General features: G+C 72.4%; 23 protein-coding genes and 1 riboswitch. Of the genes, 9 read left to right on the top strand and 14 right to left on the bottom strand.

All coding sequences use genetic code 11. The features are described 5' to 3' along the window. Positions 1-87 precede the first annotated feature (87 nt). Positions 88-960, bottom strand: a complete 873-nt coding sequence (locus tag ACWCPW_RS12020; RefSeq protein WP_449761437.1) for an SDR family NAD(P)-dependent oxidoreductase — start codon at positions 958-960, stop codon at positions 88-90. A 344-nt stretch (positions 961-1,304) separates the two neighbouring features. On the opposite strand from ACWCPW_RS12020, the gene ACWCPW_RS12025 reads away from it, so the two are divergent. Genes ACWCPW_RS12025 through ACWCPW_RS12035 form a run of 3 tightly spaced genes read left to right on the top strand, consistent with a single transcriptional unit; the run spans position 1,305 to position 4,352 of the window. After that, positions 1,305-1,652, top strand: coding sequence for an acyl carrier protein (locus ACWCPW_RS12025; RefSeq protein ID WP_449761577.1), 348 nt, complete (start codon positions 1,305-1,307; stop codon positions 1,650-1,652). A gap of 1 nt (position 1,653) precedes the next feature. Next, complete coding sequence (locus ACWCPW_RS12030) at positions 1,654-2,904, top strand: beta-ketoacyl-[acyl-carrier-protein] synthase family protein (protein WP_449761438.1); 1,251 nt, start codon at positions 1,654-1,656, stop codon at positions 2,902-2,904. Next, entirely contained in the window at positions 2,901-4,352 is a 1,452-nt protein-coding gene (locus ACWCPW_RS12035; RefSeq protein WP_449761439.1) for a hypothetical protein, read from the top strand. The genes ACWCPW_RS12030 and ACWCPW_RS12035 overlap by 4 nt, the downstream gene beginning before the upstream one ends. A gap of 138 nt (positions 4,353-4,490) precedes the next feature. Here the strand turns inward: ACWCPW_RS12035 and ACWCPW_RS12040 are convergent, their stop codons facing one another. The 7 genes from ACWCPW_RS12040 to ACWCPW_RS12070 all read right to left on the bottom strand — a co-directional run bounded on the left by ACWCPW_RS12040 (position 4,491) and on the right by ACWCPW_RS12070 (position 13,082). Next, entirely contained in the window at positions 4,491-5,441 is a 951-nt protein-coding gene (locus tag ACWCPW_RS12040; protein WP_449761440.1) for a hypothetical protein, read from the bottom strand. A gap of 129 nt (positions 5,442-5,570) precedes the next feature. After that, a complete protein-coding gene (locus ACWCPW_RS12045) occupies positions 5,571-6,191 on the bottom strand; it encodes a hypothetical protein (protein WP_449761441.1) in 621 nt (206 codons plus the stop codon). Positions 6,192-7,663: 1,472 nt separating this feature from the next. Continuing rightward, positions 7,664-8,440, bottom strand: coding sequence for an enoyl-CoA hydratase (locus tag ACWCPW_RS12050; protein ID WP_449761442.1), 777 nt, complete (start codon positions 8,438-8,440; stop codon positions 7,664-7,666). Next, complete coding sequence (gene mmsB, locus ACWCPW_RS12055) at positions 8,437-9,363, bottom strand: 3-hydroxyisobutyrate dehydrogenase (RefSeq protein ID WP_449761443.1); 927 nt, start codon at positions 9,361-9,363, stop codon at positions 8,437-8,439. The genes ACWCPW_RS12050 and mmsB overlap by 4 nt, the downstream gene beginning before the upstream one ends. Further along, entirely contained in the window at positions 9,360-10,439 is a 1,080-nt protein-coding gene (locus tag ACWCPW_RS12060) for an enoyl-CoA hydratase/isomerase family protein (protein ID WP_449761444.1), read from the bottom strand. Before ACWCPW_RS12060 ends, mmsB begins: the two co-directional genes overlap by 4 nt. Beyond that, on the bottom strand, positions 10,436-11,578 hold the full coding sequence (locus tag ACWCPW_RS12065; RefSeq protein ID WP_449761445.1) for an acyl-CoA dehydrogenase family protein: 1,143 nt from the start codon (positions 11,576-11,578) through the stop codon (positions 10,436-10,438). The genes ACWCPW_RS12060 and ACWCPW_RS12065 overlap by 4 nt, the downstream gene beginning before the upstream one ends. Before the next feature lie 4 nt (positions 11,579-11,582). Then, positions 11,583-13,082, bottom strand: coding sequence for a CoA-acylating methylmalonate-semialdehyde dehydrogenase (locus ACWCPW_RS12070; RefSeq protein WP_449761446.1), 1,500 nt, complete (start codon positions 13,080-13,082; stop codon positions 11,583-11,585). A 202-nt stretch (positions 13,083-13,284) separates the two neighbouring features. Continuing rightward, positions 13,285-13,454: riboswitch (cobalamin riboswitch) on the bottom strand. 215 nt (positions 13,455-13,669) lie between these two features. Between ACWCPW_RS12070 and ACWCPW_RS12075 the strand changes: the two genes are divergently transcribed. Continuing rightward, on the top strand, positions 13,670-13,861 hold the full coding sequence (locus tag ACWCPW_RS12075) for a hypothetical protein (RefSeq protein ID WP_449761447.1): 192 nt from the start codon (positions 13,670-13,672) through the stop codon (positions 13,859-13,861). A 76-nt stretch (positions 13,862-13,937) separates the two neighbouring features. After that, complete coding sequence (locus tag ACWCPW_RS12080) at positions 13,938-14,285, top strand: DUF1330 domain-containing protein (RefSeq protein ID WP_449761448.1); 348 nt, start codon at positions 13,938-13,940, stop codon at positions 14,283-14,285. A gap of 75 nt (positions 14,286-14,360) precedes the next feature. On the opposite strand, the gene ACWCPW_RS12085 is transcribed toward ACWCPW_RS12080, so the two are convergent. Continuing rightward, positions 14,361-14,705 (bottom strand): hypothetical protein, encoded by a 345-nt coding sequence (locus ACWCPW_RS12085; RefSeq protein WP_449761449.1) that lies wholly within the window; start codon positions 14,703-14,705, stop codon positions 14,361-14,363. A gap of 319 nt (positions 14,706-15,024) precedes the next feature. On the opposite strand from ACWCPW_RS12085, the gene ACWCPW_RS12090 reads away from it, so the two are divergent. Further along, positions 15,025-15,477 carry an iron chaperone gene (locus ACWCPW_RS12090; protein ID WP_449761450.1) on the top strand — a complete coding sequence of 151 codons (453 nt, stop codon included), beginning with the start codon at positions 15,025-15,027 and terminating at the stop codon, positions 15,475-15,477. 72 nt (positions 15,478-15,549) lie between these two features. Here the strand turns inward: ACWCPW_RS12090 and ACWCPW_RS12095 are convergent, their stop codons facing one another. The 4 genes from ACWCPW_RS12095 to ACWCPW_RS12110 all read right to left on the bottom strand — a co-directional run bounded on the left by ACWCPW_RS12095 (position 15,550) and on the right by ACWCPW_RS12110 (position 17,995). After that, complete coding sequence (locus tag ACWCPW_RS12095) at positions 15,550-15,867, bottom strand: hypothetical protein (protein WP_449761451.1); 318 nt, start codon at positions 15,865-15,867, stop codon at positions 15,550-15,552. Between the two features lie 124 nt (positions 15,868-15,991). Continuing rightward, entirely contained in the window at positions 15,992-16,330 is a 339-nt protein-coding gene (locus ACWCPW_RS12100) for a GNAT family N-acetyltransferase (RefSeq protein WP_449761452.1), read from the bottom strand. 266 nt (positions 16,331-16,596) lie between these two features. Beyond that, entirely contained in the window at positions 16,597-17,193 is a 597-nt protein-coding gene (locus ACWCPW_RS12105; protein WP_449761453.1) for a hypothetical protein, read from the bottom strand. Between the two features lie 127 nt (positions 17,194-17,320). Further along, positions 17,321-17,995, bottom strand: a complete 675-nt coding sequence (locus ACWCPW_RS12110; RefSeq protein WP_449761454.1) for a CPBP family intramembrane glutamic endopeptidase — start codon at positions 17,993-17,995, stop codon at positions 17,321-17,323. A gap of 578 nt (positions 17,996-18,573) precedes the next feature. On the opposite strand from ACWCPW_RS12110, the gene lanL reads away from it, so the two are divergent. From lanL to ACWCPW_RS12125, 3 genes are all read left to right on the top strand, one after another. Next, positions 18,574-21,261, top strand: a complete 2,688-nt coding sequence (gene lanL / locus ACWCPW_RS12115) for a class IV lanthionine synthetase LanL (RefSeq protein ID WP_449761455.1) — start codon at positions 18,574-18,576, stop codon at positions 21,259-21,261. Positions 21,262-21,290: 29 nt separating this feature from the next. Further along, complete coding sequence (locus ACWCPW_RS12120; RefSeq protein ID WP_331772027.1) at positions 21,291-21,440, top strand: hypothetical protein; 150 nt, start codon at positions 21,291-21,293, stop codon at positions 21,438-21,440. A gap of 124 nt (positions 21,441-21,564) precedes the next feature. Then, positions 21,565-22,815: a lanthionine synthetase C family protein gene (locus ACWCPW_RS12125; protein WP_449761456.1), complete on the top strand. Its 1,251-nt coding sequence runs from the start codon at positions 21,565-21,567 to the stop codon at positions 22,813-22,815. A gap of 93 nt (positions 22,816-22,908) precedes the next feature. On the opposite strand, the gene ACWCPW_RS12130 is transcribed toward ACWCPW_RS12125, so the two are convergent. Then, a complete protein-coding gene (locus ACWCPW_RS12130; protein WP_449761457.1) occupies positions 22,909-23,979 on the bottom strand; it encodes an AsnC family transcriptional regulator in 1,071 nt (356 codons plus the stop codon). Positions 23,980-24,145 lie beyond the last annotated feature (166 nt).

Here is a 24,145-nt window from a genome sequence, read left to right on the forward strand (position 1 = left end):
ATTCGACCCGGTGCGCCACGAGGCGAACCCGAGCCCGCCGCCGCGCGGGGAGGTCGCGCCGGATGCCCCAAAGGCTCGGCCCGGGGCTTACGGGCGTGGCTCCATCGGGCTGGGTACGCGGGCCCGCACCGAGACCTCGGGCACGCTCTCCGCTTCGCGCACGCCGGCGACGGAGGTGTCGACTTCACCCGTGAGGGTGGTGAAGTCCTTGGCCAGGCCGGGCAGGGTCAGGAGCCGGCGGGGGGTGTGCCGCAACAGGCCCGCCAGCACCTTGTAGCGCAGGCTCGGCACGCAGACGACGGGTGGGCGGCGTCGGTGGATGGCGCGCACCGCCCGCTCCGCCACGTACGGCGACGCGAGCGTGAGCGACGGCGGCGGCGCGGCGATGCCGGCACTGAGGTGGAACCGGGAGGCGGTGTAGCCGAGTACGAGCGCGGTCAACGCCACCGGCGACGTGCGGACGCGGCGGGAGTAGGCGAACGACTCGGTCATCACCAGTTCGTACGCCTTCGTCGCGCCGTACGCCGTGCCCTGCCAGACCGGGGCGACGGCGGACACCGAGGACACCGTCAGGATGCGGCCGTTGCCCCGCCGGAGCATCTCCGGAAGCGCGGCGTGGACGAGCCGCGAGGGGGCGACCACGTTGAGGTCGAGCATGCGCCGCTCGTCCGCCCAGGCCGTACGTTCGAAGGAAGTGCCCACACTCGCGCCGGCGTTGTTGACCAGGATGTCGGCGTCACGCGCCGCGACGGCCACACGTTCGAGGTCGTCCTCGACGGTCAGGTCGGCGGGCAGCGCGCGCACCGACACGCCGTGGTCCTTCTCCAACTCGACCGCGAGAGCGTCCAGCGATTCGGCGCCGCGGGCGACCAGCACCAGATCGTGGCCGCGGGCGGCGAGAGCGCGGGCGAGGTCGGCACCGATGCCGTGACTGGCGCCGGTGACCAGGGCGGTGGACATCGCTGTCCTCCTTGTCTCTCCGAGGCTTGCCTTCCGAGGCGTCCGGGATCGTTAACCGAACGGGCCCCGGAAAGGTCACGCTCCGCCGCCGCGGGATGGGTCCGGGCGCGTGGCGCTGCGTACTTGCGGGTGAACATCAGCGTGTCGTCCGGCGCAGTTCCCGGCACATCACCCCAGGTGGAGGGCAGATTGGGGGCCAAGGGAGACGCGGGGCGGGAATTTTGCCCGAGCCTTCGCCACCGATACACAAGGTGCTCGATCGCATACCCGATCGGTGCCGTACGAGCACGCGCCGCCGGGTGTGCGCGGTCCCACCGAGCAGGAAGGCATTCCCCGTGTACGCGATGCTGTGTGAGTTGCTGGTCGAGGAGTTCGGCATCGACGCCGGGGATGTCGTTCCGGAAGCGACTTTCAGCGCGCTGGAGTTGGACTCGTTGTCGATGGCGGAGCTGGCCGTCATCATCGCGGACCAGACGGGCAAGGACTTCAGCAGGCTCGGCGAGTTGGGCAAGGACACCACGCTGGCCCAGGCCGTCGCCGCGTTCGAGGCCGCCCCGCAGGCCGAACCGTTCGTGCGGACCGCGCCGCCCTCCGCCGTCGCCCCCTCCGAAGCGCCGGCCGCCGAGTCGGCCTCGGCCCCCGTCCCGGCCCCGGCACAGCCTCCGGCCCCTGTCGCGTCCCCGGCGAGCTGAGATGGCGTCCTCCGAGGTTGCGGTCACCGGTCTGGGCCTGGTGACCGCCGGCGGGATCGGAGTCGAAGCCACCTGGCGGACCCTGTGCGCGGGTGTGTCCACCGCTCGCCGCGACCCGGGGCTGGCCGGCCTGCCCGTGGACATCTCCTGCAGGGTCCCCGGCTTCGCGCCGGACGCCGTCCTCGGCCGGAGGTTGTCCCGGCGGATGGACCGCAGCGCGCAGATGACCGTCGTCGCCGCCCGGGAGGCCCTGGCCGACGCCGGGCTGGATCCCCAGACCTGGGACCCCACCCGCGTCGGCGTCGTCATCGGCGCGGGCGGACCGTCCATGGAGTCCCTGCTGACCTGCATGGAGAGGCTGCTCACCGGCCGGATCACCGCCATCTCCCCGGCCGGTCTGCCCCGCTCGCTGCCCAACACCGCGGCCACCGAGGTGGGTCTCGATCTCGGCGCCCAGGGCACCAACTTCGCGCCCGCCGCGGGCTGCGCCTCCGGCGCGACGGCGCTGGGCGTCGCCCGCGACCTGCTGCGCGCGGGCACCCTGGACATCGTCTTCGCCGGCGGTGTCGACAGCATGTGCAATCCACTCACCGCGAGCGGCTTCGCCCAGTTGGGCGCCCTGTCCACCCACCCCGGCGACCCGGCGCACGCCTGCCGGCCGTTCGACGCCGACCGGGACGGCTTCGTCCTGGGGGAGGGCGTGGGCGTCGTGGTGCTGGAGCGCCCGGAGCACGCACGCGCCCGCCGCGCCCGGGTGCGGTCCCTGCTGTCCGGCTACGGCGCCGCGAACGACGCCCACCACCTCACCGCGCCGCACCCCGACGGCCGGGGCGCGCGACTGGCCACCCTCGCGGCCCTGGCCGACGCCGGTTGGAGCGCGGCCGACGTCGACCACGTCAACACGCACGGCACCGGCACGCTGCTCAACGACGCCGCCGAGGCGCGCTTCCTCGCGACCACCTTCGACCGCTGCCCACCGATCACCGCCGTCAAGAGCGTGCTGGGCCACACCGGCGGCGCGGGCGGCGCGATCGAGGCGATCGTGACCGTCCTGACCCTCGAACACGGGAGCATTCCACCCACCGCCAACCACCACCGCACCGACCCGGATCTGGATCCGGACCTGGACGTGGTTGCCAAGACCCCGCGCCGTCCCACTCGCCTGAACACCGCGATCTCCACGTCGGTCGCGTTCGGCGGGCAGAACGCCGTCCTCGCCTTCCGCACAGCAACGTCAGGAGCTCCTTCATGACCACCGTAACCCGGGCGGAATCGACATCGGCGGGATCCGCGGCGCGACTTGCCGCCCCGGCCCCGGGTCGACGGCTCGAGGAGTTGGACTGGTGGCGTTCGTGCACGGTCCGGGTCATCGACCCGGCTCCCGAACTCTCCGATGTGGCACGCTCGTTCCTGCGCGACCTGGCGGCGGCGTTCGAGCGCGGCGGGCACCGGGTGATCCCGCCGGGCGAGAACGAGACCAGGTTCGACGTGGTCCTGGTGGGCGTGTCCGTACCCGACGGCCCCGGCCCGCTGGCCGACCGGATCGTGGAGGAACAGACCCCGCTGATGCTCAAACTCCGCAAGGAGCAGGGCCGGCAGGGCACGGTCGGGCGGTTGGTCGCGGTGGCGGAAGTGCCCGAGCGGCTGAGCGAGATGTCGCACCCCGAGGTGGTGCGCGCCGCGCGGATCCTGATGGCCAGGGTGGGCGTGTTCACCGTCGTGTTCATCACGCCCGGCGCGGTGCCCGGTGAGGTCGCCGAGGCGACGCTGTGCACGATGGAGGGCGGACACCCCACCGAGACCGAGAACGTCGCCCAGGGTGTCTGCGACCGACTGGTCTCCGCGGCCTGCGCCCACGAGGTGGCCGGCCGGCACGACGTGGTGCCCGACGCCATCACCGCCGACGCGTGGGCCGCGGCCCACGCGCCGCGGAGCCTGGCGGTGGCCGGGACGCGGATGGGGGACCTCGGGCTGTTGCCCGCCCCGCACGCGATGCGCGACTTCGTGTCGCCGCGGCTGAGCCGCACCTACGCGATGTACCTCAACCTGCAGGGATTCAGCGAGGGCATGCTCTTCGCGTTCGACCCCGACCTGAACGCGCTCGTGGTCACCGCGTCCGGACGCTGGGGTGTGGACAAGCGCGATCTCTCCGACACCGACCTCGTGGCCGTCGACTACCGGCTGAACCAGGGCCGGTTGCGGGTCCTGGCCCCCGAGGGCGCGCAGCCGATGGCGCCGTCGGTGGAGGCGTGGGAGGTGTGCGCGCTGTTCGAGGCGGCGCCCACCGTACGGGTCGGCAGGAACGCGGCGGGGCATTGGCAGTGGGACCCGAACGGCACCCACGAGGTACCGGCCATCCGGGCGGGCCTGCACGCGCACGTCGGGGTCTCGTACGCCGACCCGGCCCTGATCGAGACCATCCCGCCGGACCGGGAGCGCTACCCGTACGGCTTCGGCTGCGGCACGGACCTGATGATCGACGTGGCCCGCTCCACGCTGGCCGCCTCGCGCGCCCTGCACGACCCCGCGGACACCCGCCACTACGTGCGCTGGCCGATGCTCTACCACGGCGAGATGGCCCTGGAACTGTGGGGACCCGCGCAGCCGGACGAGCCGCTGCGCGGTCTCCTGGACCTCTTCGACCCGAACGGCCTGGGCGCCGTGCGGTTCCACCCGGACCACATCGACCAGCCCTGCTGATCATCCCGCCGCGCCAGGGCGGTGTGCCGCCCCGCGGCCTTGGCAACCGCGGTCGACGGGGCGGGTGTTCCGCCGCCGCGGGCAGGACGGGTGGGAAGCCCGTCCTGCCCGCGGCGTGCCGACTCGCGGAATCGGTGGTCACCTCGCCGGGATCGTCGGGGCCGGGGCGAGGGGCAGGCCGTCGGTGCCGATCAGTGCCCGGTTGCCCAGTGGTGCGTCGAGGACGACCGTTTCGGTACGCATGGCCGCGATCGCGGGGCACGCGAGGGGGTGGCCGGCGCCGTCGGCGGTCGGGCCGGGCTTCGGGATGGTGACCGGGGCCACCGCGACGACCCTGTCGCGCTGTACGGTCACCAACTCGTAGTCGTTTCCGCACGGGCCGGGCCCGTCCGGCGAACCGCTGAATCCGACGGTGACGGTGCGGCCGTCCGCGCCCACCGTCGCGGTACTCGCGCTCCCGAACGCGCCGCGCGAGGACGGCGGCGGGTCGGTCGTGACCGCGAGGGTGGTCACCCGTACGGAGGTTCCCGCGAACGCGATCTCCCAGGCCGGGACGGTCGCGGCGCCCTCGGTGGTCTGCACGGTGCGCGTCGTGGCGGTCGCGGAGGCGACGGTCAGCCTGGGCGACTCCGCCGTTCCGCACCGTGCCTTCGACTCGGCCGGCAGCGACGCGCCGAATCCTTGGAGCGGGGCCCGCGAGGGGCGGCGCTGGAGGACCCCGTCGGCCCAGCGGACCTCGCCGTCGACCGGTGTCCGCGGCAGGACTCCCGGCTCGGGAGGCGCGAAGCAGCCGTCGGAGAGCGAGACCTTGAAGGCGTGGTTGTGCGCTTCCCAGTTGCCGGCCTGGGTCGGGTGGGCGTCGCGGACGATGAACGCGCGCGGCCTGTCCGTCGTGTGATCCGCCTCCCAGCGGTCGGCCGCCTGTTCGGCGTCCCGTCGGGCCTGCGCGCCGGTGTCGGCCGGCTCGCGCCCGCTGTGTGCGGGTCCGCTCGGGTCGGCCGAATCACGCTCCGCACCGCACGCGGTCAGCACGGTCGCGAAGAGCGTGGCCGCGAGCGCCAGGGTCAATCGCGCTGGGGTGACGGGCACGGGTCCACCTCCGGAACGCCACGCACCCTGCGCGGCGCCGATGTGACGCACCCTCGGGCCGTCCGGTTCCCGGTACCCGCGATCCGCCCTCGCAGGGCGCGCCGCAGGACACCCGATGTGCTCGACGCGCTATGCCGGGTCGTTGTGCGACGTCCGGTCCTGCGCCGGGAGGAGGGCGATGCCCGACCTGAACCGCATGGCGCCCGGCAGATCCAGGTCGCAGTGGCGACTGGCGACGACCGCATCCTGCATCGCCAGCGTGCCGGTGGTCGTGCAGGTGCCGCAGCGCAGCGACATCAGATGGGCTTGGCGGACGACGGCCAGCATCCCCTCGATGTCGAAGGCGACAGTGAGGCCGATCTCCAGGGTGCCGACCCGGACACCGTCGACCCTCAGGTCGACGCACGGGCGATGCGTGGACGTGACCTGGTGGGTTGCCAGGGCGACGACCTCCTCGGTGTCCGGAGCGGCACGGGTGCGTCGTGCGGCCTCGACCATCGCACTGTGCTTGGCCCATCCGGCGGCCACGAGGTCGAGGAGATCCAGGCTCAGGAAGCCGTTGACCACCGAGGCGACCTCACGCTCGACGGTCCGGCTCGCGTTGTCCGTCAGGCCCTGGGCTCCGCGCTTGAGCATCGCGGCGACCTCGTGTTCGCGAGCCGCGTCGACGAGCGATTCCGCGGCGGCTTCGACGTCGTCGCCGAACAGCAGTTCGCGCACGGACGTGGGATGCGGGACGCCGTCGGTCATGGGTCCACCTCCTTGATGGTTTGTTCACCGGGATCCGAACGAGGTTCGAGCCGTACCGTTCGGCTCGCTCCGCCCGTATCCCTGACGTCCTGCACCCCGTCCGACGCGAAGCCCGGCCGCAGCACCGCGCGGACGTGTCGACGGGTCCAGCGCGGTCCGCGCCCTCGGTGGGAGAAGCCCAGGTAGCCCGCGAGCGCGGCCACCAGGAGACCGCCGGCCGCCGCCGCCCCGATCACCCAGCCCGAGCCCGCGCCGGCTCCGGCTCCGGTGTCGAGTACCGCGGTCGAAGACGACGGGGAGCGGGTTGCGGTCGGCGGCCGAGAAGAACCCGGTCCGGTGCCCGTGGTGACTTCGAAGGAGGTGGAGGCGTCCGCTCCCTCACATCGCGCCGAAACCTGGTGGCTCCCTTTGGACGCGCCTTTCGGGACCACGAATCGGACGCTGAAACTGCCTCCATTCGGGGCAACCGGCGCATCGAGGGAGGCGATGGCGGCACCGTCCCAACGGATGTCGATCCGGGATCCGGGGCGGCAGGCCGAGTAGGCCGAACCGGAGACCGCCACCGTCGTGCCGGCACCGCCCCTTGCGGGGGCCAGGACCAGAGCGGGGCGCGATCGAGGATCAGGGGCGGGCGTCGTCCGCTGGGTGGGCGGCCGACTGTTCTGGGAGGGTGGCGGCGCCGTCGTTCCTCGATAGCCCGGGGCCGAGGTCGGAACCACGGGGGAGGGACGATCCGGTGGACGGGTGACCGGTGGTGGGGGCGGTTCCGGTACCAGAGGTGGCGGAGGTGGTGGGGGTGGTGGCGGCGGCGGGGGTGGCGGCGGAGGAGGTGGAGGCGGTGGCGGGGGAGGTGGCGGTGCGACCTGGGTGTGCGCGATGCACATCGGTGCCATGACCCCGGCCCCTACGCAGAGCAGCACACCCAGCAACCCCGCGACCGTGACCAGTCGCCTGCTCCGACCCGGCCCCGGGCGTCGGGTGGGACCCTCGGACTCTTCCACCGCTGATCCTTCCGTGTATCCCGACCGGAGAGCGGGCCTGCGACTCGATCAGGAGCCGTGGCGAAGCGTGTTCCGGCGCGCGACGCACCGGGAGGACTCCCGTTCAGGCAAACATGGGACCGCAGGCGTCGCATCCGGATGGCCCGGCGACACACCGAAGACGGCCGGCGACACACCGAACGCGGACCGGCGACACACCGAAGGCGGACCGCGCAAAGGAGTGGACCACCGAACATGCCGCCGGGCGCCACCGACACGGATCGGTCGGATCGCGGTGGCACGGGAATCGGGCCTCGGCCGCCCACCGTGACCGGGCGGTGCGGTGACCGCCGGTGCGGCCCGAGCGCACTCCGGCGCGGCGCACCGTCCGCGATACCGGTGCCGGGTACGCCGCAGGGTGCGTCCCTGCGGCGTCCCGGCGGCCGGCCGCCCGGCCCCTGATCCGGGGCCGGGCGCGCGCCGGCCCTTGGATCAGCGATGGGTGAACGACGGCGGGCGCTTCTCGGTGAAGGCCGCCATGCCTTCCTTCCGGTCGGCGGTGGCGAACGTGGCGTGGAAGAGGCGGCGTTCGAAGCGCACACCTTCGGCCAGGGTGGTCTCGAAGGCGCGGTTGACGCTCTCCTTGGCCATCATCGCGATCGGCGCGGACATGCCGGCGATGATCCCGGCGGTGGCCAGGGCCTCGGTGAGCAGGTCGGCGGCGGGTACGACCCGCGACACCAGACCGGCGCGTTCGGCCTCCTCGGCGTTCATGGTGCGGCCGGTCAGGCACAGGTCCATCGCCTTGGCCTTGCCGATCGCCCGGGTCAGGCGTTGCGAGCCGCCGATCCCGGGGATGACGCCGAGTTTGATCTCCGGCTGGCCGAACACGGCGGTGTCGGCGGCGAGGAGGATGTCGCACAGCATGGCGAGTTCGCATCCGCCGCCGAGCGCGTAGCCGGAGACCGCGGCGATGGTGGGCTTGCGGACGTCGCCGAGTCGGTCCCACGCGGAGAACCAGTCGGCGAGGTAGACGTCCATGTAGTCGTTGGGCAGCATCTCCTTGATGTCGGCGCCGGCGGCGAACGCCTTGGCGGACCCGGTGATCACCACGCAGCCGACGTCGGGATCGCGGTCGAGCGTGGTCGCGGCGTCGACGACCTCGGCCATCACTTGGAGGTTGAGGGCGTTCAGGGCCTTCGGGCGGTTGAGGGTGATCACCGCGGTGCGGTCGTGCCGCTCCAGCAGGATGGTCTCGTAGTCGCTCATGCGGTGCGGTTTCCTTCGTTCGCGCCGGTGTCGGCGTGGTCTCTGATGGCGTGGATGACGGCGGAGAAGTCGCGCTCGGCGCCGCCGTTCTCGGCGAACGCCGTGTACACCTCGGCCGCGTGCAGCCCGAGTTCGGCGGACACCCCGCCCGCCCGGATCGCGTTCGCGGCCAGCCGCAGGTCCTTGGCCATCAGGGCCGCGGCGAAACCGGGTCGATAGTCGTGGTCGGCCGGGCTGGCCGGAACCGGCCCGGGCACCGGGCAGTTCGTGGTCAGCGCCCAGCACTGGCCGGACGCCGCGGAGGCCACGTCGAACAACGCCTGGTGGGAGAGCCCGAGTTGCTCGCCCAGTACGAACGCCTCGCTGACCGCGATCATCGTGACGCCCAGGATCAGGTTGTTGCAGATCTTCGCCGCCTGCCCGGCGCCGGGAGGACCGCAGTGCACGACGCGGCGGCCCATCGCGGTCAACACCGGCTCGACCGCAGCGAAGTCCTCGTCGGCGGCGCCGACCATGAACGTGAGCGTTCCGGCGACCGCGCCGACCACCCCACCGGAGACCGGCGCGTCCAGCGAGCGGCGCCCGGAGGCACCCACCGCCTCGTGCGCGGCGTGCGCGTCCGCGACGTCGATGGTGGAACAGTCGACGAACACCGCACCGGCGGGCGCCGCCGCCAACAGGCCCGCGGGACCCCGATAGCAGTCCAGCACGTGCGGCCCGCCCGGCAACATGGTGATCACGACATCCGCGTCGGCGACGGCCTCGGCGGGGGAGGCGGCGACCCGCACACCGCTCTCCCGCGCGCGATCCAGCGCCTCCGGGGCCGGGTCGAACCCGGTGACCCGGTGTCCGGCGGCGACCAGGTTGGCGGCCATCGGGCCGCCCATGTTGCCCAACCCCACGAATGCGATCGCGGCGTTCATCGGCCGGCCTCCTCGGTCGGGGGCGAGATCGCCAGGCCCAACTCGCGTGCGCCCAGCGGCTCGAAGAATGCGGCGACGTGCTCGGGCGTTACGGCTTCGAGCGTGTCGGGGGACCAGCGCGGCGCGCGATCCTTGTCGATCACCTGGGCGCGGATGCCCTCGGCGAGGTCGGGCGTGCCGAGCGCCACCGTCGAGACCCGATACTCCTGATCCAACGCGGCTTCCAGGGAGGCGAGTTCGCGGGCACGGCGCAGGCTCGCCAGGGTGACCTTGAGCGCGGTGGGCGACTTGGCGCGGATGTGTTCGGCGGCCTGCTTCGCGGCCTGCTCCCCATCGGCCTCGAGGCGTTCGAGGATCTCCTCGACGCTGTCGCCCGCATAGCACGCGTCGATCCATCCACGCCGCTCGACGAGTTCACCGCCCGGCGCCGGTTCGGCGAACCGCGCCACGACCTCGCCGCTGTCGCGGCCGGCCAGTGCCTCCAGGGCCGCGTCGAGCCGATGCGAGGGGATGAAGTGGTCGGCGAGCCCGCAGGCGATCGCGTCGCCGGGGCCGATCGCCGAACCGGTGAGCGCCAGATGGGTGCCGCACTCGCCCGGTGCGCGGGCGAGCAGGTGGGTGCCGCCGACGTCGGGGACGAACCCGATGCCGGTCTCGGGCATGGCGATCGTCGAGCGTTCGGTGACGATCCGCAGGCCGCCGTGCGCGGACACACCGACACCGCCACCCATCACGATGCCGTCCATGACGGCGACATAGGTCTTGGGGTAGCGGGCGATGCGGGCGTTGAGCCGGTACTCGTCGCGCCAGAAGTCCAGACTACCGGTACCGCCGCCGACGGCGTCGGCGTGGATGGCCCGGATGTCGCCGCCCGCGCACAGCCCACGCTCGCCCGCGCCGGTGATCACCACCAGTCGTACGTCCTCGTCGTGCTCCCACGTGGTGAGCGCGGCGTCGATTCCGCGAACCATGGCGTGGGTGAGGGCGTTGAGCGCCCTGGGCCGGTTGAGCACGATGCGGCCCACGCCCGCCTGACGGCGGGTCAGTACCGTCTCGTGCTCCGTCGTGGAGGTCATCGGGTCGCTCCGATCAGTCCGCGCGCGACGATCACGCGCATGATCTCGTTGGTTCCTTCGAGGATGCGGTGCACCCGCAGGTCGCGGACGATCTTCTCGATGCCGTAGTCCGAGAGGTAGCCGTAGCCGCCGTGTAGTTGCAGCGCGCGGTCGGCCACCGAGAAGGCGGTGTCGGTGGCGAACCGCTTGGCCATCGCGCACAGTTGCGGCGCGGTGGGATCGCCCTGGTCCAGGCAGGACGCCGCGTGCCGTACCAGCGTGCGTGCGGCTTCCAACTCGGTCGCCATGTCCGCGAGTTCGAACCGCAATGCCTGGGCGTCGATCAGCTTGGCGCCGAATGCCTCCCGATCGGTGAGATGGGCCACGGCGGCGTCCAGGGCCGCCCGAGCGCCGCCCAGCGAGCAGGCGGCGATACCGATCCGGCCGCCGTCGAGGCCGCCCATCGCCATGCGGAAGCCGTCGCCCTCGGCGCCCAGCCGGTGGGAGACCGGCACGCGCACGCCGTCCAGGACCACCTGGCGGGTGGGCTGGGCGTTCCAGCCCATCTTCAACTCGTTCGCGCCGAAGGACAGCCCGGGGGAGTCGGCCTCCACGACGAACGCGGAGATCCCGTCGGCGCCGTCCCCGCCGGTGCGCGCCATCACCGCGTACACCGCCGAGGACCCGGCGCCGGAGATGAACTGCTTCACCCCGTGCAGGACATAGTCGTCCCCGTCGCGCACCGCGCGCGTGCGCAGCGCGGCGGCGTCGGACCCCGCGCCCGGTTCGGTCAGGCAGTAGCTGGCCAGACCGCGCATCGCGCACAGGTCCGGGAGCCACCTGTGGCGCTGTTCGGGGGTGCCGTGGCGGTCGATCATCCAGGCGACCATGTTGTGGATGGAGTAGTAGGCGGCGATGCTCGGGCAGCCGCCGGCCAACGCCTCGTAGATCAGCACGGCGTCGAGTCGGCTCAGACCCGAACCGCCCGCGTCCTCACGGACGTTGATGCCGCCGAGCCCGAGGTCGGCGCCCTTGCGCAGGACATCGACCGGGAAGTGCTTGGTGCGGTCCCACTCGATCGCCTGCGGGGCCAGGTGCTCGCGGGCGAAGTCCCGCGTCGTCTCGACGATCGCGTGCTGATCCTCGGTGAGGGTCGTCATCGGGTCAGCCCATCGTGGGGATGGTGAAACTCGCGGACTCGCGTGCACCGGAGAACCAGCGCGAGGTGATCGTCTTGGTCCGGGTGTAGAAGCGGATCGAGTCGGGTCCGTGCTGGTTGAGGTCGCCGAATCCGGACCGCTTCCACCCGCCGAACGTGTGATAGGCCACCGGCACCGGGATCGGCACGTTGACGCCGACCATGCCGGTGTTCACCCGGCGACCGAAGTCGCGGGCGGTGTCGCCGTCGCGGGTGAAGATCGCCACGCCGTTGCCGTACTCGTGCTCGCTCGCCAGTCGCAGCGCGTCCTCGTAGTCGGCCGCGCGCAGCACCGACAGGACCGGACCGAAGATCTCCTCGCGGTACACCCGCATCGAGGGCGTGACGTGGTCGAACAGGGACGCGCCGACGAAGTAGCCGTCCTCGTGGCCGGGGACGCGCACGTCACGGCCGTCGACGAGCAGCTTCGCGCCCTCTCGCACGCCGATGTCCAGGTAGTCGTGGACCCGAGCGAGCGCGTCCCGACCCACCAACGGGCCGAAGTCGGCGTCGCGGTCGTGGGAGGGGCCCACCCGCAGCGTGGCGATGCGCTCGACGAGCTTGGCCACCAGCGCGTCCGCGGTCTCCGCGCCGACCGGAACCGCCACGGAGATCGCCATGCAGCGCTCGCCCGCGGAACCGTATCCGGCGCCGATCAGGGCTTCGACGACCTGGTCGAGGTCCGCGTCCGGCATCACGATCAGATGGTTCTTGGCGCCGCCGAAGCACTGGGCACGCTTGCCGCGCGCGGTGGCCGAGGTGTACACGTACTCGGCGATCGCGGTCGAGCCGACGAAGCCCAGCGCCTGGACGCGCGGGTCCTCCAGCAGCGTGTCGACCGACTCCTTGCCGCCGTTGACCACGTTCAGCACACCCGGCGGCAGCCCCGCCTCGAGGAAGAGCTCGGCCAGGCGCAGCGGCACCGAAGGGTCGCGCTCGGACGGCTTGAGGACGAACGCGTTGCCGCACGCGATGGCGGGGGCGATCTTCCACAGCGGGATCATCGCGGGGAAGTTGAACGGGGTGATGCCGGCGACCACACCGAGCGGCTGGCGCAGCGAGTGCACGTCGATACCGGTACCCGCGTTGTCGGTGAACTCGCCCTTGAGCAGGTGCGGGATACCGACGGCGAACTCCACCACCTCCAGGCCGCGTTGCAGGTCGCCGTGGGCGTCGGCGATGGTCTTGCCGTGCTCGGCCGACAGCAGCTCGGCCAGCGAATCGCGTTCGGGCTCGACCAGTTGCAGGAATCGGGACAACACCCGGGCGCGCTTTTGGGGGTTCCAGGCGGCCCACGCCGGTTGTGCCTGCTCGGCATCGGCGATCGCCGCCAGCGTGTCGGCACGGTCGGCCAGCGGAACGCGCGCCTGCACGCGTCCGGTGTTGGGGTCGTACACGTCGCCGAACGCGCCGGACGCGCCGTGGACGTGCCTGCCGCCGATGAAGTGGGAAAGCTCGCGGACCATGAACGACCTGTCTCTCGTCAGGTGCGGTCCGGAGGCGGGGCAATGACCCGACCACGGCAACCGCCGCTTCGGGGCGCGGGGTTGCCGAGGTCGGGTGGCACGTGCGGGTGGTCAGGCGAGCCCGACGACCTCGACGTTCGCAAGATCGTCCGGGGCGAGTGCGCAGACCGGCGTCATGCGTGTTTGCTCCATCCTCGTGGACAACACGGATATACCCGCGGCCGGTATCCTGACTTCCGGATCGACATACGCCGCCCGCCTTCCCGGCTTTCGCCAGTGGCGTGGTGCCTCGGCAGCGCACTCCCCGGTCACAGTGGCGGGACCGTGCCGGATTCACACCGACTTCCCTGCACCGCGGACCTTGTAGTTCAAGACGATATAGTCGGACGTCCTACTAAGTCCAGCGGTGATCGGGCTTGATCGCGTGGGTGACCACCTTCGTCCGAGTACTGATGCGTGACTGATTCCGGGTCGGTTGTTCGTCCGTAACGTTTTGACCTGCGGAAAGCACGACAGGAACCGCGCAGGTCAAAGCACTGGAACCCGTCGGGTACGCCCGGCGGATCGACCCGGGAAGGACGGACGCCATGAGCGGCGCCATCGACTACACCGCTGCCGTCGAGAACTACCCGGCCGGCTGGAAGGCCTGTGACGCGCCGGCCGCCGCGGCCCGGAACCGGTCGACGCGTGCCCGCATACCGCGGGTCCGGGCGGTGCTCTCCCCTTCCCGGGTCCGCGTCGCCCTGAACCCGAACGCCCATGCCGCCCGGGCCGCCTGACGACCCGTCGGCCCGGCAGCGGACCCGAGGCAACGCCAATTCGTCCGGTGGACCCGATCGACCGAGAGGTTAAGACATGCCCGCGTACGTCATCGCCAACCTGCGGGACGCCGCCCCGCACCCCGAGATCGCCGACTACATCGAGCAACTCCCCGGCACCTTCGCGCCGTACGGCGGCCGCTACCTCGTGCACGTCACGCAGCACGAGGTATTGGAGGGGGGTTGGGTCGGGAACGTCGTGATGATCGGCTTTCCCGGGATCGCCGAGGCGCGGGCCTGGTGGGATTCGCCCGCGTACCGGATGATCGCGCCGCTGCGCTCGCGGCACATCGAGGGCGACATCATCCTGATCGAGGGCGTGCCCGAGGGCTACGACCCGAGCGGCGCCGTACAGGCGCTGCGCGAGGCCCTTCGCGCCGAGTAGCGCTCGGGCTCGGCCCGGGTTCAGCCAGGGCTCGGCCCGGGTTCAGCCAGGGTTCGGCCCGGGTTCGGCCCGGGTTCAGCCCGAGCCCAGAGCGTCCGCCGCCCTGGTCAGGTCCGCGGCGATGTCGTCCCAGTCCGGTCCGTGCAGCCACAGGTTCTCGGCGGCCTCGCGCATCAGCGCGGGCTCGTCCGGTCGTTGCAGGAGCACGAGCCGGTAGGACAGGTTGCGGATCCAGACCGGCAGGCGGCCGTCGACCAGGTGTGGGGACAACTCGCGCAACATGGCGAGAATCGAATCCGCGTCGGCGAAGGTCAGCTCCTCGACGAAGGAGGACTCCCGGTGTTCGAGGTCGCACGGCGGCGTGGGTCGGTACTCGTCTCCGTAAAGGCAGCGTGCGTGCTCCGTCGGGCTGCTGTGCATGTCCCGGAGCCTACGACACCACGACAACCCACCCGCGCCGTGCCACCCGAACCGTGCCGTTCGCGGCGTCGAGCTCAAAGGTCGACGACGAGTCGAGCCGAATGGGAGCGCGACCCCGCGAAGACCCTCGGCCGGCACGGGCCGTACCGCCGACGGGCCTTCGGTCGGCGCCGACGCCCGGACGACGTCGCGGGCGAACGGCAGCCCCGGGGACACCCCGGCCCGTCCGCGCGATAGGTACTGGTCGCTGCCGTGGCGCCGGGATAAGGTCCCATTTCAAGATCGTTCACAGCATGATCATCGACGGGGGAGGTCTGTCATGGGCAACGACGACAGCGGCACGTACGAGGGTTTCACGGCCGAGGAGCGGGCCGCGATGAAGGAGCACGCCAAGGAGGGGAAGGCCGCCGCGCGCCGCGGTTCGCGCGCGGACAAGGCGGCGGAGGCGGAGCGGGACGTACTCGCGAAGATCGCCGAGATGCAGGACTCGGACCGGGTCATGGCCGAGCGCGTGCACGCCGTCATCACGGCCAACGCCCCGGTGCTCGCGCCGAAGCTCTGGTACGGGATGCCCGCCTACGCGCTGGACGGCAAGGTCGTCTGTTTCTTCCAGAGCGCGGAGAAGTTCAAGGCGCGCTACGCGACGCTCGGGTTCAGCGACCTGGCGAAGCTGGACGACGGCCCCATGTGGGCGGCCGGGTTCGCGCTGATCGAGGTGACAACAGAGGTGGAGGCGCGGATCGCCGAGCTCGTGAAGCGCGCGGTGAGCTGAACCCCGTCCGCGGAACGGGCGACCGGTGCCGCGGCCTCGGCCGGCCTGTTCTCGGTGTCGGCGACGGCCGTGTCACTCGCTCGGGGGGGCGCCCGTGCCCTGGATGTCGACCCGATCGCCCTGGCCGGCCCCGATGCGGATGCCGACCACCAGGAAGTTCTCGCGTGTGCCACAGGGGAGGCACAACCTTCCGTGGCCGGCCCGATAGATCTCGTGCAGGTCTGTGCGGGACGCCGGGCTTCTGGGGCTCAGCGTCGCGGTCCAGCCGATCGGTGTCGCGTCCGGCCCGGGGTCGTACAAGCGCTCTTCGTCCGCGTCCACGATCGCGTGGACGCCGATTCGCCGTCCGCTGGGCAGGACCACGATCGCCGAGCCCTCGTGATCCTTCATGGGTGCCAGTGTGGTCCGTCGCACGCCGTTCGGCACACGGAAACGCGCGTGTCGCGTTACGAGTTCGATCGGACACACTATGTGTCCATCGGATGAACTCGTGCGATGCGCCCGGAAGTACGGGTCACGAGCACGTCTGCTCGGCCTGCGGTCGGTGGAGGTAGAACAACTCGGGGTCACCCTCGTCGAGGCCGTGGACCAGGCCGACCGGGCTCCATCCGGCCCGTTGGAGCAGCCGCTGCATCGGCTGGTTCGAGACGTTGGTCGAGGTGAACAGCTTCGGCGTCGCGCACGAGGCGGCCACGGCGTCCAACAACCGATGCCCGACGCCTCGTTCGCGCGCCGACGGGGCGACCATCAACATCGTGACGAAGCCCTGTTCGAAGAACGTGTACTCGACGACGCAGTAGCCGAGCAGGCGCCGGACGCGTCCTCCGCCACGACCGCCAGGCCCTGCCGGCACCACTTTCGGATGCTCGCCCGGCGCGCGACGTCCCCTTCGATCGCGACCGCGTCGATCCCGACCAACGTGTCGGAGTCCGACTCCCGGGCGCGGCGTACGACGAATGCGGCGAGGTTCTCTGCGTTCACGAGTCCATACTGTCAGCGTGCCGGCGGCGGACCGCAGCGCACCGCGACGCACTGCGACGCACCGGAAGCGCACGGAAGCCCGCGCCGCCCCCGCGCCTCCTCGCTCCCTACGGGGCGACACGTACGGCGGTCCACCCGTCACGCAGTGGGCAGGGGCGCCTCGGGCTGCCCGGAGGGGGACGCGCGCGTGGGGCATGTGCGGGCGGCGTGGGAGCGGGCGGCGATCAGCAGGGCGAAGCCCGGGCCGCCGAACGCCGACGCGCCGAAGGCGACCAGCCACAGGGTGCCGGACCGGGTGCCGCCCGGCGCCGGGTCCGGATCGGGGGCGGGGACGGCGCCGAGTGCGGCGAGCGGGGCGTACACCGACAGGAACACGCCGTACAGGGCGAGCCCGAACGCGGTCGGCGCCGCCGGGATCAGGCGAGCGACGCGGCGCCCGGCGAGATACGGTATCCGGCGCGGAAACCGTTGCCCCCACAGGTACATCAGTCCGGCGATCAGGAAGAACGCCAGTCCCGCGGCCGATACGGTCGCGTCGACGCCCGCGGCGGCGAGTGCTCGCGCCGCCCGGGATTCGCCGGAGTTCGATGCCTGCCGGCGTTCTCCGGTGACGCCGAGCGCGACGCCTCCGAGCGTCCGGACCGTCTTCACGATCGCCCGGGGGAGCAGGCCGCAGGTCGGCAGGAACGCGGTTCTCCTGGTCCGGCGGGACGCGGTCGACGGCGCCGGACGCACGAGCGGCACGTCGACGTCGACCCGGACGTCCGGCGGGCGTCGAAGCGGCCCCGGGGGTGCGTGGGCCGCCGACGCGACGCCGGGTGTCCGGTGCGTGCGGGGATCGCGGGCACCGGTGGGGATCGGTTCAGCGCACGACCAGGGCGAGGATGAGGACGATCAGGACGACGTTCTGGATCGAGTGGATCGCGATTCCCATCCACGCGCTGCGAAATCGTTTGCTCGGGTAGGCGAACAGGCAGCCGGCCACCGCCGCGCCGGGCATGGACCACGGTTGGTGCACGTGGTACAGGCCGGTGAGCAGACCGTTCACCCACCAGTCGTGCCGGCCGAAGGACCCGCGCATGCGCGGCAACAGCAGGCCACGGAAAAGGAGTTCCTCGCCCAGCACGCTGTTGAAGGTCATCATGACGGCGACCAGTGCCAGCCATCCCCACGCGCCGCTGACGTAGTCCTGCCCTTCGGTCGATTCCAGGAATGCGCCGAGGCTACGGTCGGACGGCTCGGACAGGCCGGTGGGGACGAACTGCACCAGCAGGAAGCCGAGCGCGAACACCGCCACCCACCACCACAGTCCGCCTCCTCGCCGACCCCGGTGGTCCGAAGGGGCCCGCAACCACAACGCGTCGCGCAGCACCGACCAACGCAGGCTCGCCTGTTCGCGGGCGACCAGGGCCAGCACGAGGATTCCCTGCCAGATGAGGCCACAGGTCAGGGCGACGATCAAGACCGTGGCGAACCGCCCCTTCGAGGCGTCGTCGCCGGCGACCATCGGGGCCGCCACCCAGGCGAGCAGCGCCATCGGGACGACGGCCGCCGCCCAGATCGTGAGGACCGCGGCGATGGAGTACTGGGGGAGCGCGGGCGGGGAGGCGGTACCGGCAGTGCGGTGCGTGCCGCCCCCGGGGGACGCTGGCGACGTGGTTGAACTCCCGTTTGCGTCAGGGTAGTTAGGGGTCGAGCCAGGCGAGGTTGTCATGCCCCGAGCGTGCCGGTCCACGCTCCGGGCCACTATCGGAGATGTTCCCGACCCGTCCCTGGAACAGTTCTCGGGGTTGTTCCCGATCCCGATTTCGGGAGCGCCCGCCGCAACGAGGCGCAACGGCTCCGCGCGTACGTCGACTTCGTCCACGCCGGTGCCCCGTGACCAGCCTCGACACGGCCCGTGGCGATCGCCCGGAAGGTGGTGACGCCTCGGTCGAGGTAGGGGCCCTCCCTCTGCCGAGGTAGGGGAATCGGAGCCGACCGCGGTGCGATCGCCTTCGGCCGGCCCGGCCCGGGCGCCCCTCGCCTTCCCGGTTCCCGTCCGCGGACCATCGGTTTTCGGACTTTCCGGTGGCCGCTCTCCCGGACCAACCCCGCCGGTGCCATTCTGTTGCCGTGACACGCAGCTATCAGTCGATCACGAAAGAGATCCTGAGTGCGGTGGGCCCGTCCCGCGCGTGGCAGATCCGGGACGGCGAATCTTGGTGCATGGTGACCCCGCCGTGCCATGAACGCCGGGCGCAGGGCTGGAAGTTGCACATCTCGGCCACTCCCGCGTCGGCGCCCGCGGTATTGGAGCACGCGGCCCGGATCCTGGTGGCGCACGAATGCGCGTTCAAATTCGCGGTGACGCCGCGATTCACCGCCGAGATCAACTCGGTTCGGGCCAACCGCGCCCAGTCCGGGAAGTTCCTCACCGCCTACCCGGCCGACGACGCCCAACTGCGGGTGCTGGCCGAGCGGTTGCATGCGGTGACCCTCGGACTGCCGGGCCCGGCCATCCTGTCCGACCGGCGATACCGGCCCGACAGCCTGGTCCACTACCGCTTCGGCTGCTTCGCCCGCCCTCGCGAACTGACCGACGAGGGCTTCTACGAAGGGCGGCTCGAAGCGCCCGACGGCACGCTCGTACCCGACCGGCGCGACCCGTGGTTCTCGCCGCCCGCGTGGGCCCGCCCGCCCTTCGACCCGCCCGCCCCCGCCGTCCCCGGCCGGCGGCGCGGCGACCCCGTGCGCATCGGCGGGCGCTACCTCGTCAAGGAGGCGATCCGGCACTCCAATCGCGGCGGTGTCTACCGCGCGCTCGACGAACACACCGGCGACGACGTCCTGCTCAAGGAGGCCCGCCCACACGTCGGAGCCGATCTCGCCGGCCGCGACGCCCGCGACTGGTTGCGCTACGAGGCGGACATCCTGACCCGCCTGGCGCCGCGCGCGGTCACGCCCGCGGTACGGGAGGTGTTCGAGAGTGCCGGTCACGTGTTCCTCGTCGAGGACCTCATCGACGGCAGGAGCCTGCAACAGTGGTCCGCGGACCGGCTGAACGACACGGACGGTCGCCTGCCGGTGCCGCTCGCGTGGCGCCTGGCCCGCGAACTCGTCCGACTCCTCGGCGAGGTGCACGCCGCCGGCTTCGTGGTGCGCGACTTCAAGCCGAGCAACGTGGTGATGGCCCCCGGCGACGCGCCCGTACTCGTCGACATGGAGTGCACGGTCCGCCTCGACGAGCCCGCGCACGTCGCCGGCACCCAGGGATTCACCGCGCCGGAATACCTCGACGGCCCCGGCCGGGACGCGCACACCGCCCCGCCCGCGCCCGGCCCGGACGTCGACGCCTACAGCCTGGGCGCCACACTCCTGTACGTCACCACCGGCATCAACCCGGTGCAGGCCGCGGACACCGCGCCCGCTAGGTCGTACGGCGACCGGATCGCGGCGATCGTGCACGCCGCGGCGCCCGCGTCCCCCGCGCTGCGGGCGCTCGCCCCACTGGTGCTGGGGCTGACCGCGGACGGGCCGGTCCGCTGGCCGCTCCCCAGGGCGGCGGCGTTCCTCGATCGCGAACCCGCCCCGGGGCCGGTACGCGCGGGGCCCATGGCGGCCGACGCCGACCTCGACCGGCTGATCGACGACGGCCTGGCGCACCTCGGCGACACGATCGACCCGGCCGGCGAATACCTGTGGGCGCGCCCGCGCTCGCTCCCGTACGGGGACGCCTGCAACGTGCAGGTCGGCGCGGCAGGGGTGCTGGCCGTCCTGGACCGGGCGGTGCGGCACGGCCACACCCGGGCCGAGCCCGCGCTCGCCACCGCCGCCCACTGGCTCGACCGCCGCCTGACCCTGCCCAGCCGCGTGCTGCCCGGCCTGTACTTCGGTCGCTCCGGCACGGCCTGGGCCCTGTACGACGCGGCACACACCCTGGGCGATCGGCAACTGGCCCGACGGGCGAGCGAGTACGCGCTGGGCATCCCGCTGGAGTGGAACAACCCCGACATCTGCCACGGACTGGCCGGCGCCGGCATGGCGCAGTTGCATCTGTGGCACGCGAGCGGCGACGAACGCTTCGCCGACCGGGTCGCGCGGTGCGCCGAGGGGCTGCTTCGGATCACCCGCGCCGCGGAAGCCGGCGTCGACTGGCCGCTGGGCCCCGATCACCCCGACGACCTGCGCGGTTCGGCCCTGTACGGCTTCGGGCACGGCGTCGCCGGCAACGCGGCCTTCCTGCTCGCCGCCGGACGCGATCTGAAGCGGCCCGACTGGATCGAGACGGCGGTCGCCGGCGGACGCCTCCTGTGCGCCGTCGCGGAGCGCCGCGGCGACAGTGCCCGGTGGCCGAAGGGGCCGGGCCGAACCGACGGCGTCGGGCTGAACCTCTGGTGCAACGGCACGTCCGGCGTGGGCACGTTCCTGGTCCGGCTGTGGCGGGCCACCGGTGACCCGCACTTTCGCGAGTACGCCGAACGGGCCGCGCTCGCTGCGTACCGCGACCGCTGGCGGCTCGGCCCGGGCACCTGCCACGGAGTCGCCGGAAACGCCGAGTTGCTCCTGGACCTGGCCGACGCGACGGGTGAGGACCGGCATCGGGCCCGGGCGGCCGAAATGGCGCACTGCCTGTTCGTGCGGGCCACGCGCAGGAACGGCCGGCTGCTGGTTCCCGACGACACGATGCGGGAGGTCTGCGCGAGCTACAACGTCGGCTTGGCCGGCGTCCTGGACTTCCTGCTGCGCCTCAGACTCGGCGGCGATCGTTCGTGGCTGGTGGATGCCGGCCGATCGCCGTCGCGGCCGAACGAACACGCGTGAGGATCACCCCCGAAGGGAGGACGCCGACCATGGAAACCACGGAGACTCTGGTTCTGGAACTTCAGGAACTGCCGGAAACGGACGAGCAATTGCTGGAGCCGGTGATGTGTTGCGACACGATGCACACCAGCTTCGAGTGCACGGACACCTGTACGGAACCGCCGCGCTGCCACGGCTGACGGTCGGATCGACGCACGCGGTGCCGTGCGGGCGGGGTGCGGGCGAACGAGGCATCGCCGTCCGCACGGCACCGGCCGGGTCGCGGGAGGGAGCGCCTTGGGCGACGCGCGATGGAGAGCGGTGTTGCCCGACGCGACGTCGGCCGCCGTGTTGGACCACGTCGTCGCCTTGGCCGGGCGGCCGCGCGAGCTTCCCCGCGCCGTGCGACACGACCTCGCCGGCGGCGGCACGGGCCTGGCTTTGGTGTACCGGCACCTCGACCTGTGCCTGCCCGGGCGGGGCTGGGGCGCCACGGCCGACGGCTGGCTGACCGCGGCGACCGCCGGTGCGGAACGGGTGGGCGCCTGCGCGCCCGGCCTGTTCGGCGGTCTCGCCGGACCCGCCTTCGCGGCTCGGACGCCGGACCGAAATCCCGACGGCGACGGCCGCGAGACGCCACACGACCGGGTCGTGGCGGACGCGATCACCCGCGCCCGGGCCCTCGGCGCCGGCGGATCCGGGCTGCCGGTACGGGAGTTCGACGTCATTTCGGGCCTGACCGGAATCGGCGCCTACCTGCTGCGCCGCGCCGCGGGCTCGGACCCGGAGTCGGCGGCCGACCCGACCTCGGGCGCGGCGCTCCGCGCGATTTTGACCGCGCTGGTGCGGCTGTGTGCCGAGCGGGAGGGGACGCCGCGCTGGTACACGCCGGTCGAGGCCGCGAAGGACCCGCGGGTGCGCGAGATGTTCCCCAACGGCACGCTCAACTGCGGTATGTCGCACGGCATTTCCGGCCCGCTCGCGTTGCTGGCGCTGGCCCTGGACGCCGGGGTCCGGGTCGAGGGCCAACGCGAGGTTCTCACGAGCGCGGCGCGCTGGTTGACCGACCACCGGGCCGACGACGCGTGGGGGCCCAACTGGGCGGCGATGGTCGCGGTACCCGAACCCCCGGGCACGCCTGGATCCGCACGCCCGACGTCCGCGAACACCCGCGTCGCGCGCGCCTCGTGGTGCTACGGCAGCCCGGGCATCGCGCGGGCGTTGTGGCTGGCCGGGTCCGCACTGGGCGACGCGTCGTTGTGCGAGCTCGCGACGCGGTCCCTGAAGGCCGTGTATCGCCGCCCCGCGTCGGCGCGGCTGGTCGACGACACGCCCGGCCTGTGCCACGGTGTCGCCGGCCTGCTGCAGATCACCCTGCGGTTCGCCCACGACACCGGCGACCCGGCGTTCGTGGAGGCCGCCGGCCACCTCACCGAACACCTCCTGCGGCTGCGCGCCGCGCTGCCGGCCGCGGGACCGGGCTTCCTCGACGGCGCGGCGGGCGCCATCCTGGCCCTGCTGGCCGCCGCCACCGACGTTCCCCCCACCTGGGACCGGGCCCTGCTGCTGAGCTGACCGGGTCCCCCGACGGCGGCCCCGGCTCGACCCCGTTCCGGCGGGTCGCCTCCCGGTCGGAAACGTGCCCTTGCGCGCGGCCGGCGGATTCCGTCACCCCGGACGGGACGACCTCCTCGTGTCCTCGGGTCGGGTGCGTGCAGGTCGGGACGCCACGGGAGCCACCGGTCCGGCGCGTTTGGTACGGCGCTGCGTGATGGAGATCTCGATGCGGCCGATGCCGGCGACCTCGGCCAGGTCGGTGGCCAGGTATTCGTACAGGGCGTCCGTGTCGCGGCACTCCAGGATCGCGACGACGGTCGCCCGGCCGGTGGTGACGGCGGCGAACGCGACCAGGTCGTGGCGGGACAACGCCTCGGTGACGGCCATCAGTTCGCCCGGTGCCACCTCCAGCCACACGATCGCCTCGACCGAGCGACCGAAGAACCCGGGATGCACCTCCACCTCGAAGGCCAGGACCCCGGCGTCGCGCAACCGGGCGATGCGCTGCCGAACGGTGGACTCCGACCATCCGGTGGCGCTCCGCAGGTGGGACAGGGGCGCACGGCCGTCCTCGGCGAGCGCCCGCGCCAGGCGCTCGTCGCCGTCGTTCCATACGATCGAGCCGCGCGCTGCATCCACCGCCTCGGGCGCTTCGAGGGGGGCCGCAGGACGAAGGCGGGTCTGTTCGGACGCGTCGAGGGCCTGCATGCGTCCCTTCCAACCGCCGACTCCCACGATCGGCCGCAGCACACAGGACGCGCGCACGTCCCGCACCCCGGAAGTACGCCCCAGTTGGTCGAAGAACGAGGGGCGTGCCTCGTACGAAGGGTGTGCCTCGTCTTCTCCCGTGGGGGTACGCACCATGCACGTGATCTCCGTTCCGCCCACCAGCGGGGCGATCCAGGAGGTGTCCTCACGCTGGGAGAGCGTCCGGGCGAGGGCCGCCGCGGTCGCGGGCAGGCAGCGGACGCGCACGAACCAGTCGAGCATCCCGATACGGCGACTGTCGATGTTGCCGACCACGCGCACGATCAGCCGCGAGCGCAGGCGCAGGTAACGGCGCGCGATCGTGCGATCGGGGACCCCGAGCACCGCCGCGATGCGGCTGTAGGAGGCCCGTCCGTCGAGTTGCAGGGCGTGGATCAGCCGGCGATCCAGATCGTCGAACGTGACGGATTCCACGGGTTTCGCCTCCTGGAACGTCCTATTTCGATGAACTCGACGGTGATCGCATCCGGTGCCGGACAGCCGGTGACGATACTGGCAGCACCGAACGCACACGAGGCCGCCGCTCCCCGATCCCGGGACCCGGCGGGGCCGCGGCGCCCGTACTCGACCGCCGCGCGGT

It is taken from the genome of Embleya sp. NPDC001921 (assembly GCF_053594475.1).

Coding starts and splice junctions, on each gene's coding strand:
- ACWCPW_RS12060 (WP_449761444.1), bottom strand. CDS start 10,439: ATGACCTCCACGACGGAGCACGAGACGGTACTGACCCGCCGTCAGGCG.
- ACWCPW_RS12025 (WP_449761577.1), top strand. CDS start 1,305: ATGCTGTGTGAGTTGCTGGTCGAGGAGTTCGGCATCGACGCCGGGGAT.
- ACWCPW_RS12080 (WP_449761448.1), top strand. CDS start 13,938: ATGCCCGCGTACGTCATCGCCAACCTGCGGGACGCCGCCCCGCACCCC.
- ACWCPW_RS12085 (WP_449761449.1), bottom strand. CDS start 14,705: ATGCACAGCAGCCCGACGGAGCACGCACGCTGCCTTTACGGAGACGAG.
- ACWCPW_RS12020 (WP_449761437.1), bottom strand. CDS start 960: ATGTCCACCGCCCTGGTCACCGGCGCCAGTCACGGCATCGGTGCCGAC.
- ACWCPW_RS12035 (WP_449761439.1), top strand. CDS start 2,901: ATGACCACCGTAACCCGGGCGGAATCGACATCGGCGGGATCCGCGGCG.
- mmsB (WP_449761443.1), bottom strand. CDS start 9,363: ATGAACGCCGCGATCGCATTCGTGGGGTTGGGCAACATGGGCGGCCCG.
- ACWCPW_RS12030 (WP_449761438.1), top strand. CDS start 1,654: ATGGCGTCCTCCGAGGTTGCGGTCACCGGTCTGGGCCTGGTGACCGCC.
- ACWCPW_RS12075 (WP_449761447.1), top strand. CDS start 13,670: ATGAGCGGCGCCATCGACTACACCGCTGCCGTCGAGAACTACCCGGCC.
- ACWCPW_RS12090 (WP_449761450.1), top strand. CDS start 15,025: ATGGGCAACGACGACAGCGGCACGTACGAGGGTTTCACGGCCGAGGAG.
- ACWCPW_RS12070 (WP_449761446.1), bottom strand. CDS start 13,082: ATGGTCCGCGAGCTTTCCCACTTCATCGGCGGCAGGCACGTCCACGGC.
- ACWCPW_RS12045 (WP_449761441.1), bottom strand. CDS start 6,191: ATGACCGACGGCGTCCCGCATCCCACGTCCGTGCGCGAACTGCTGTTC.
- ACWCPW_RS12120 (WP_331772027.1), top strand. CDS start 21,291: ATGGAAACCACGGAGACTCTGGTTCTGGAACTTCAGGAACTGCCGGAA.
- ACWCPW_RS12110 (WP_449761454.1), bottom strand. CDS start 17,995: ATGGCGCTGCTCGCCTGGGTGGCGGCCCCGATGGTCGCCGGCGACGAC.
- ACWCPW_RS12050 (WP_449761442.1), bottom strand. CDS start 8,440: ATGAGCGACTACGAGACCATCCTGCTGGAGCGGCACGACCGCACCGCG.
- ACWCPW_RS12095 (WP_449761451.1), bottom strand. CDS start 15,867: ATGAAGGATCACGAGGGCTCGGCGATCGTGGTCCTGCCCAGCGGACGG.
- ACWCPW_RS12065 (WP_449761445.1), bottom strand. CDS start 11,578: ATGACGACCCTCACCGAGGATCAGCACGCGATCGTCGAGACGACGCGG.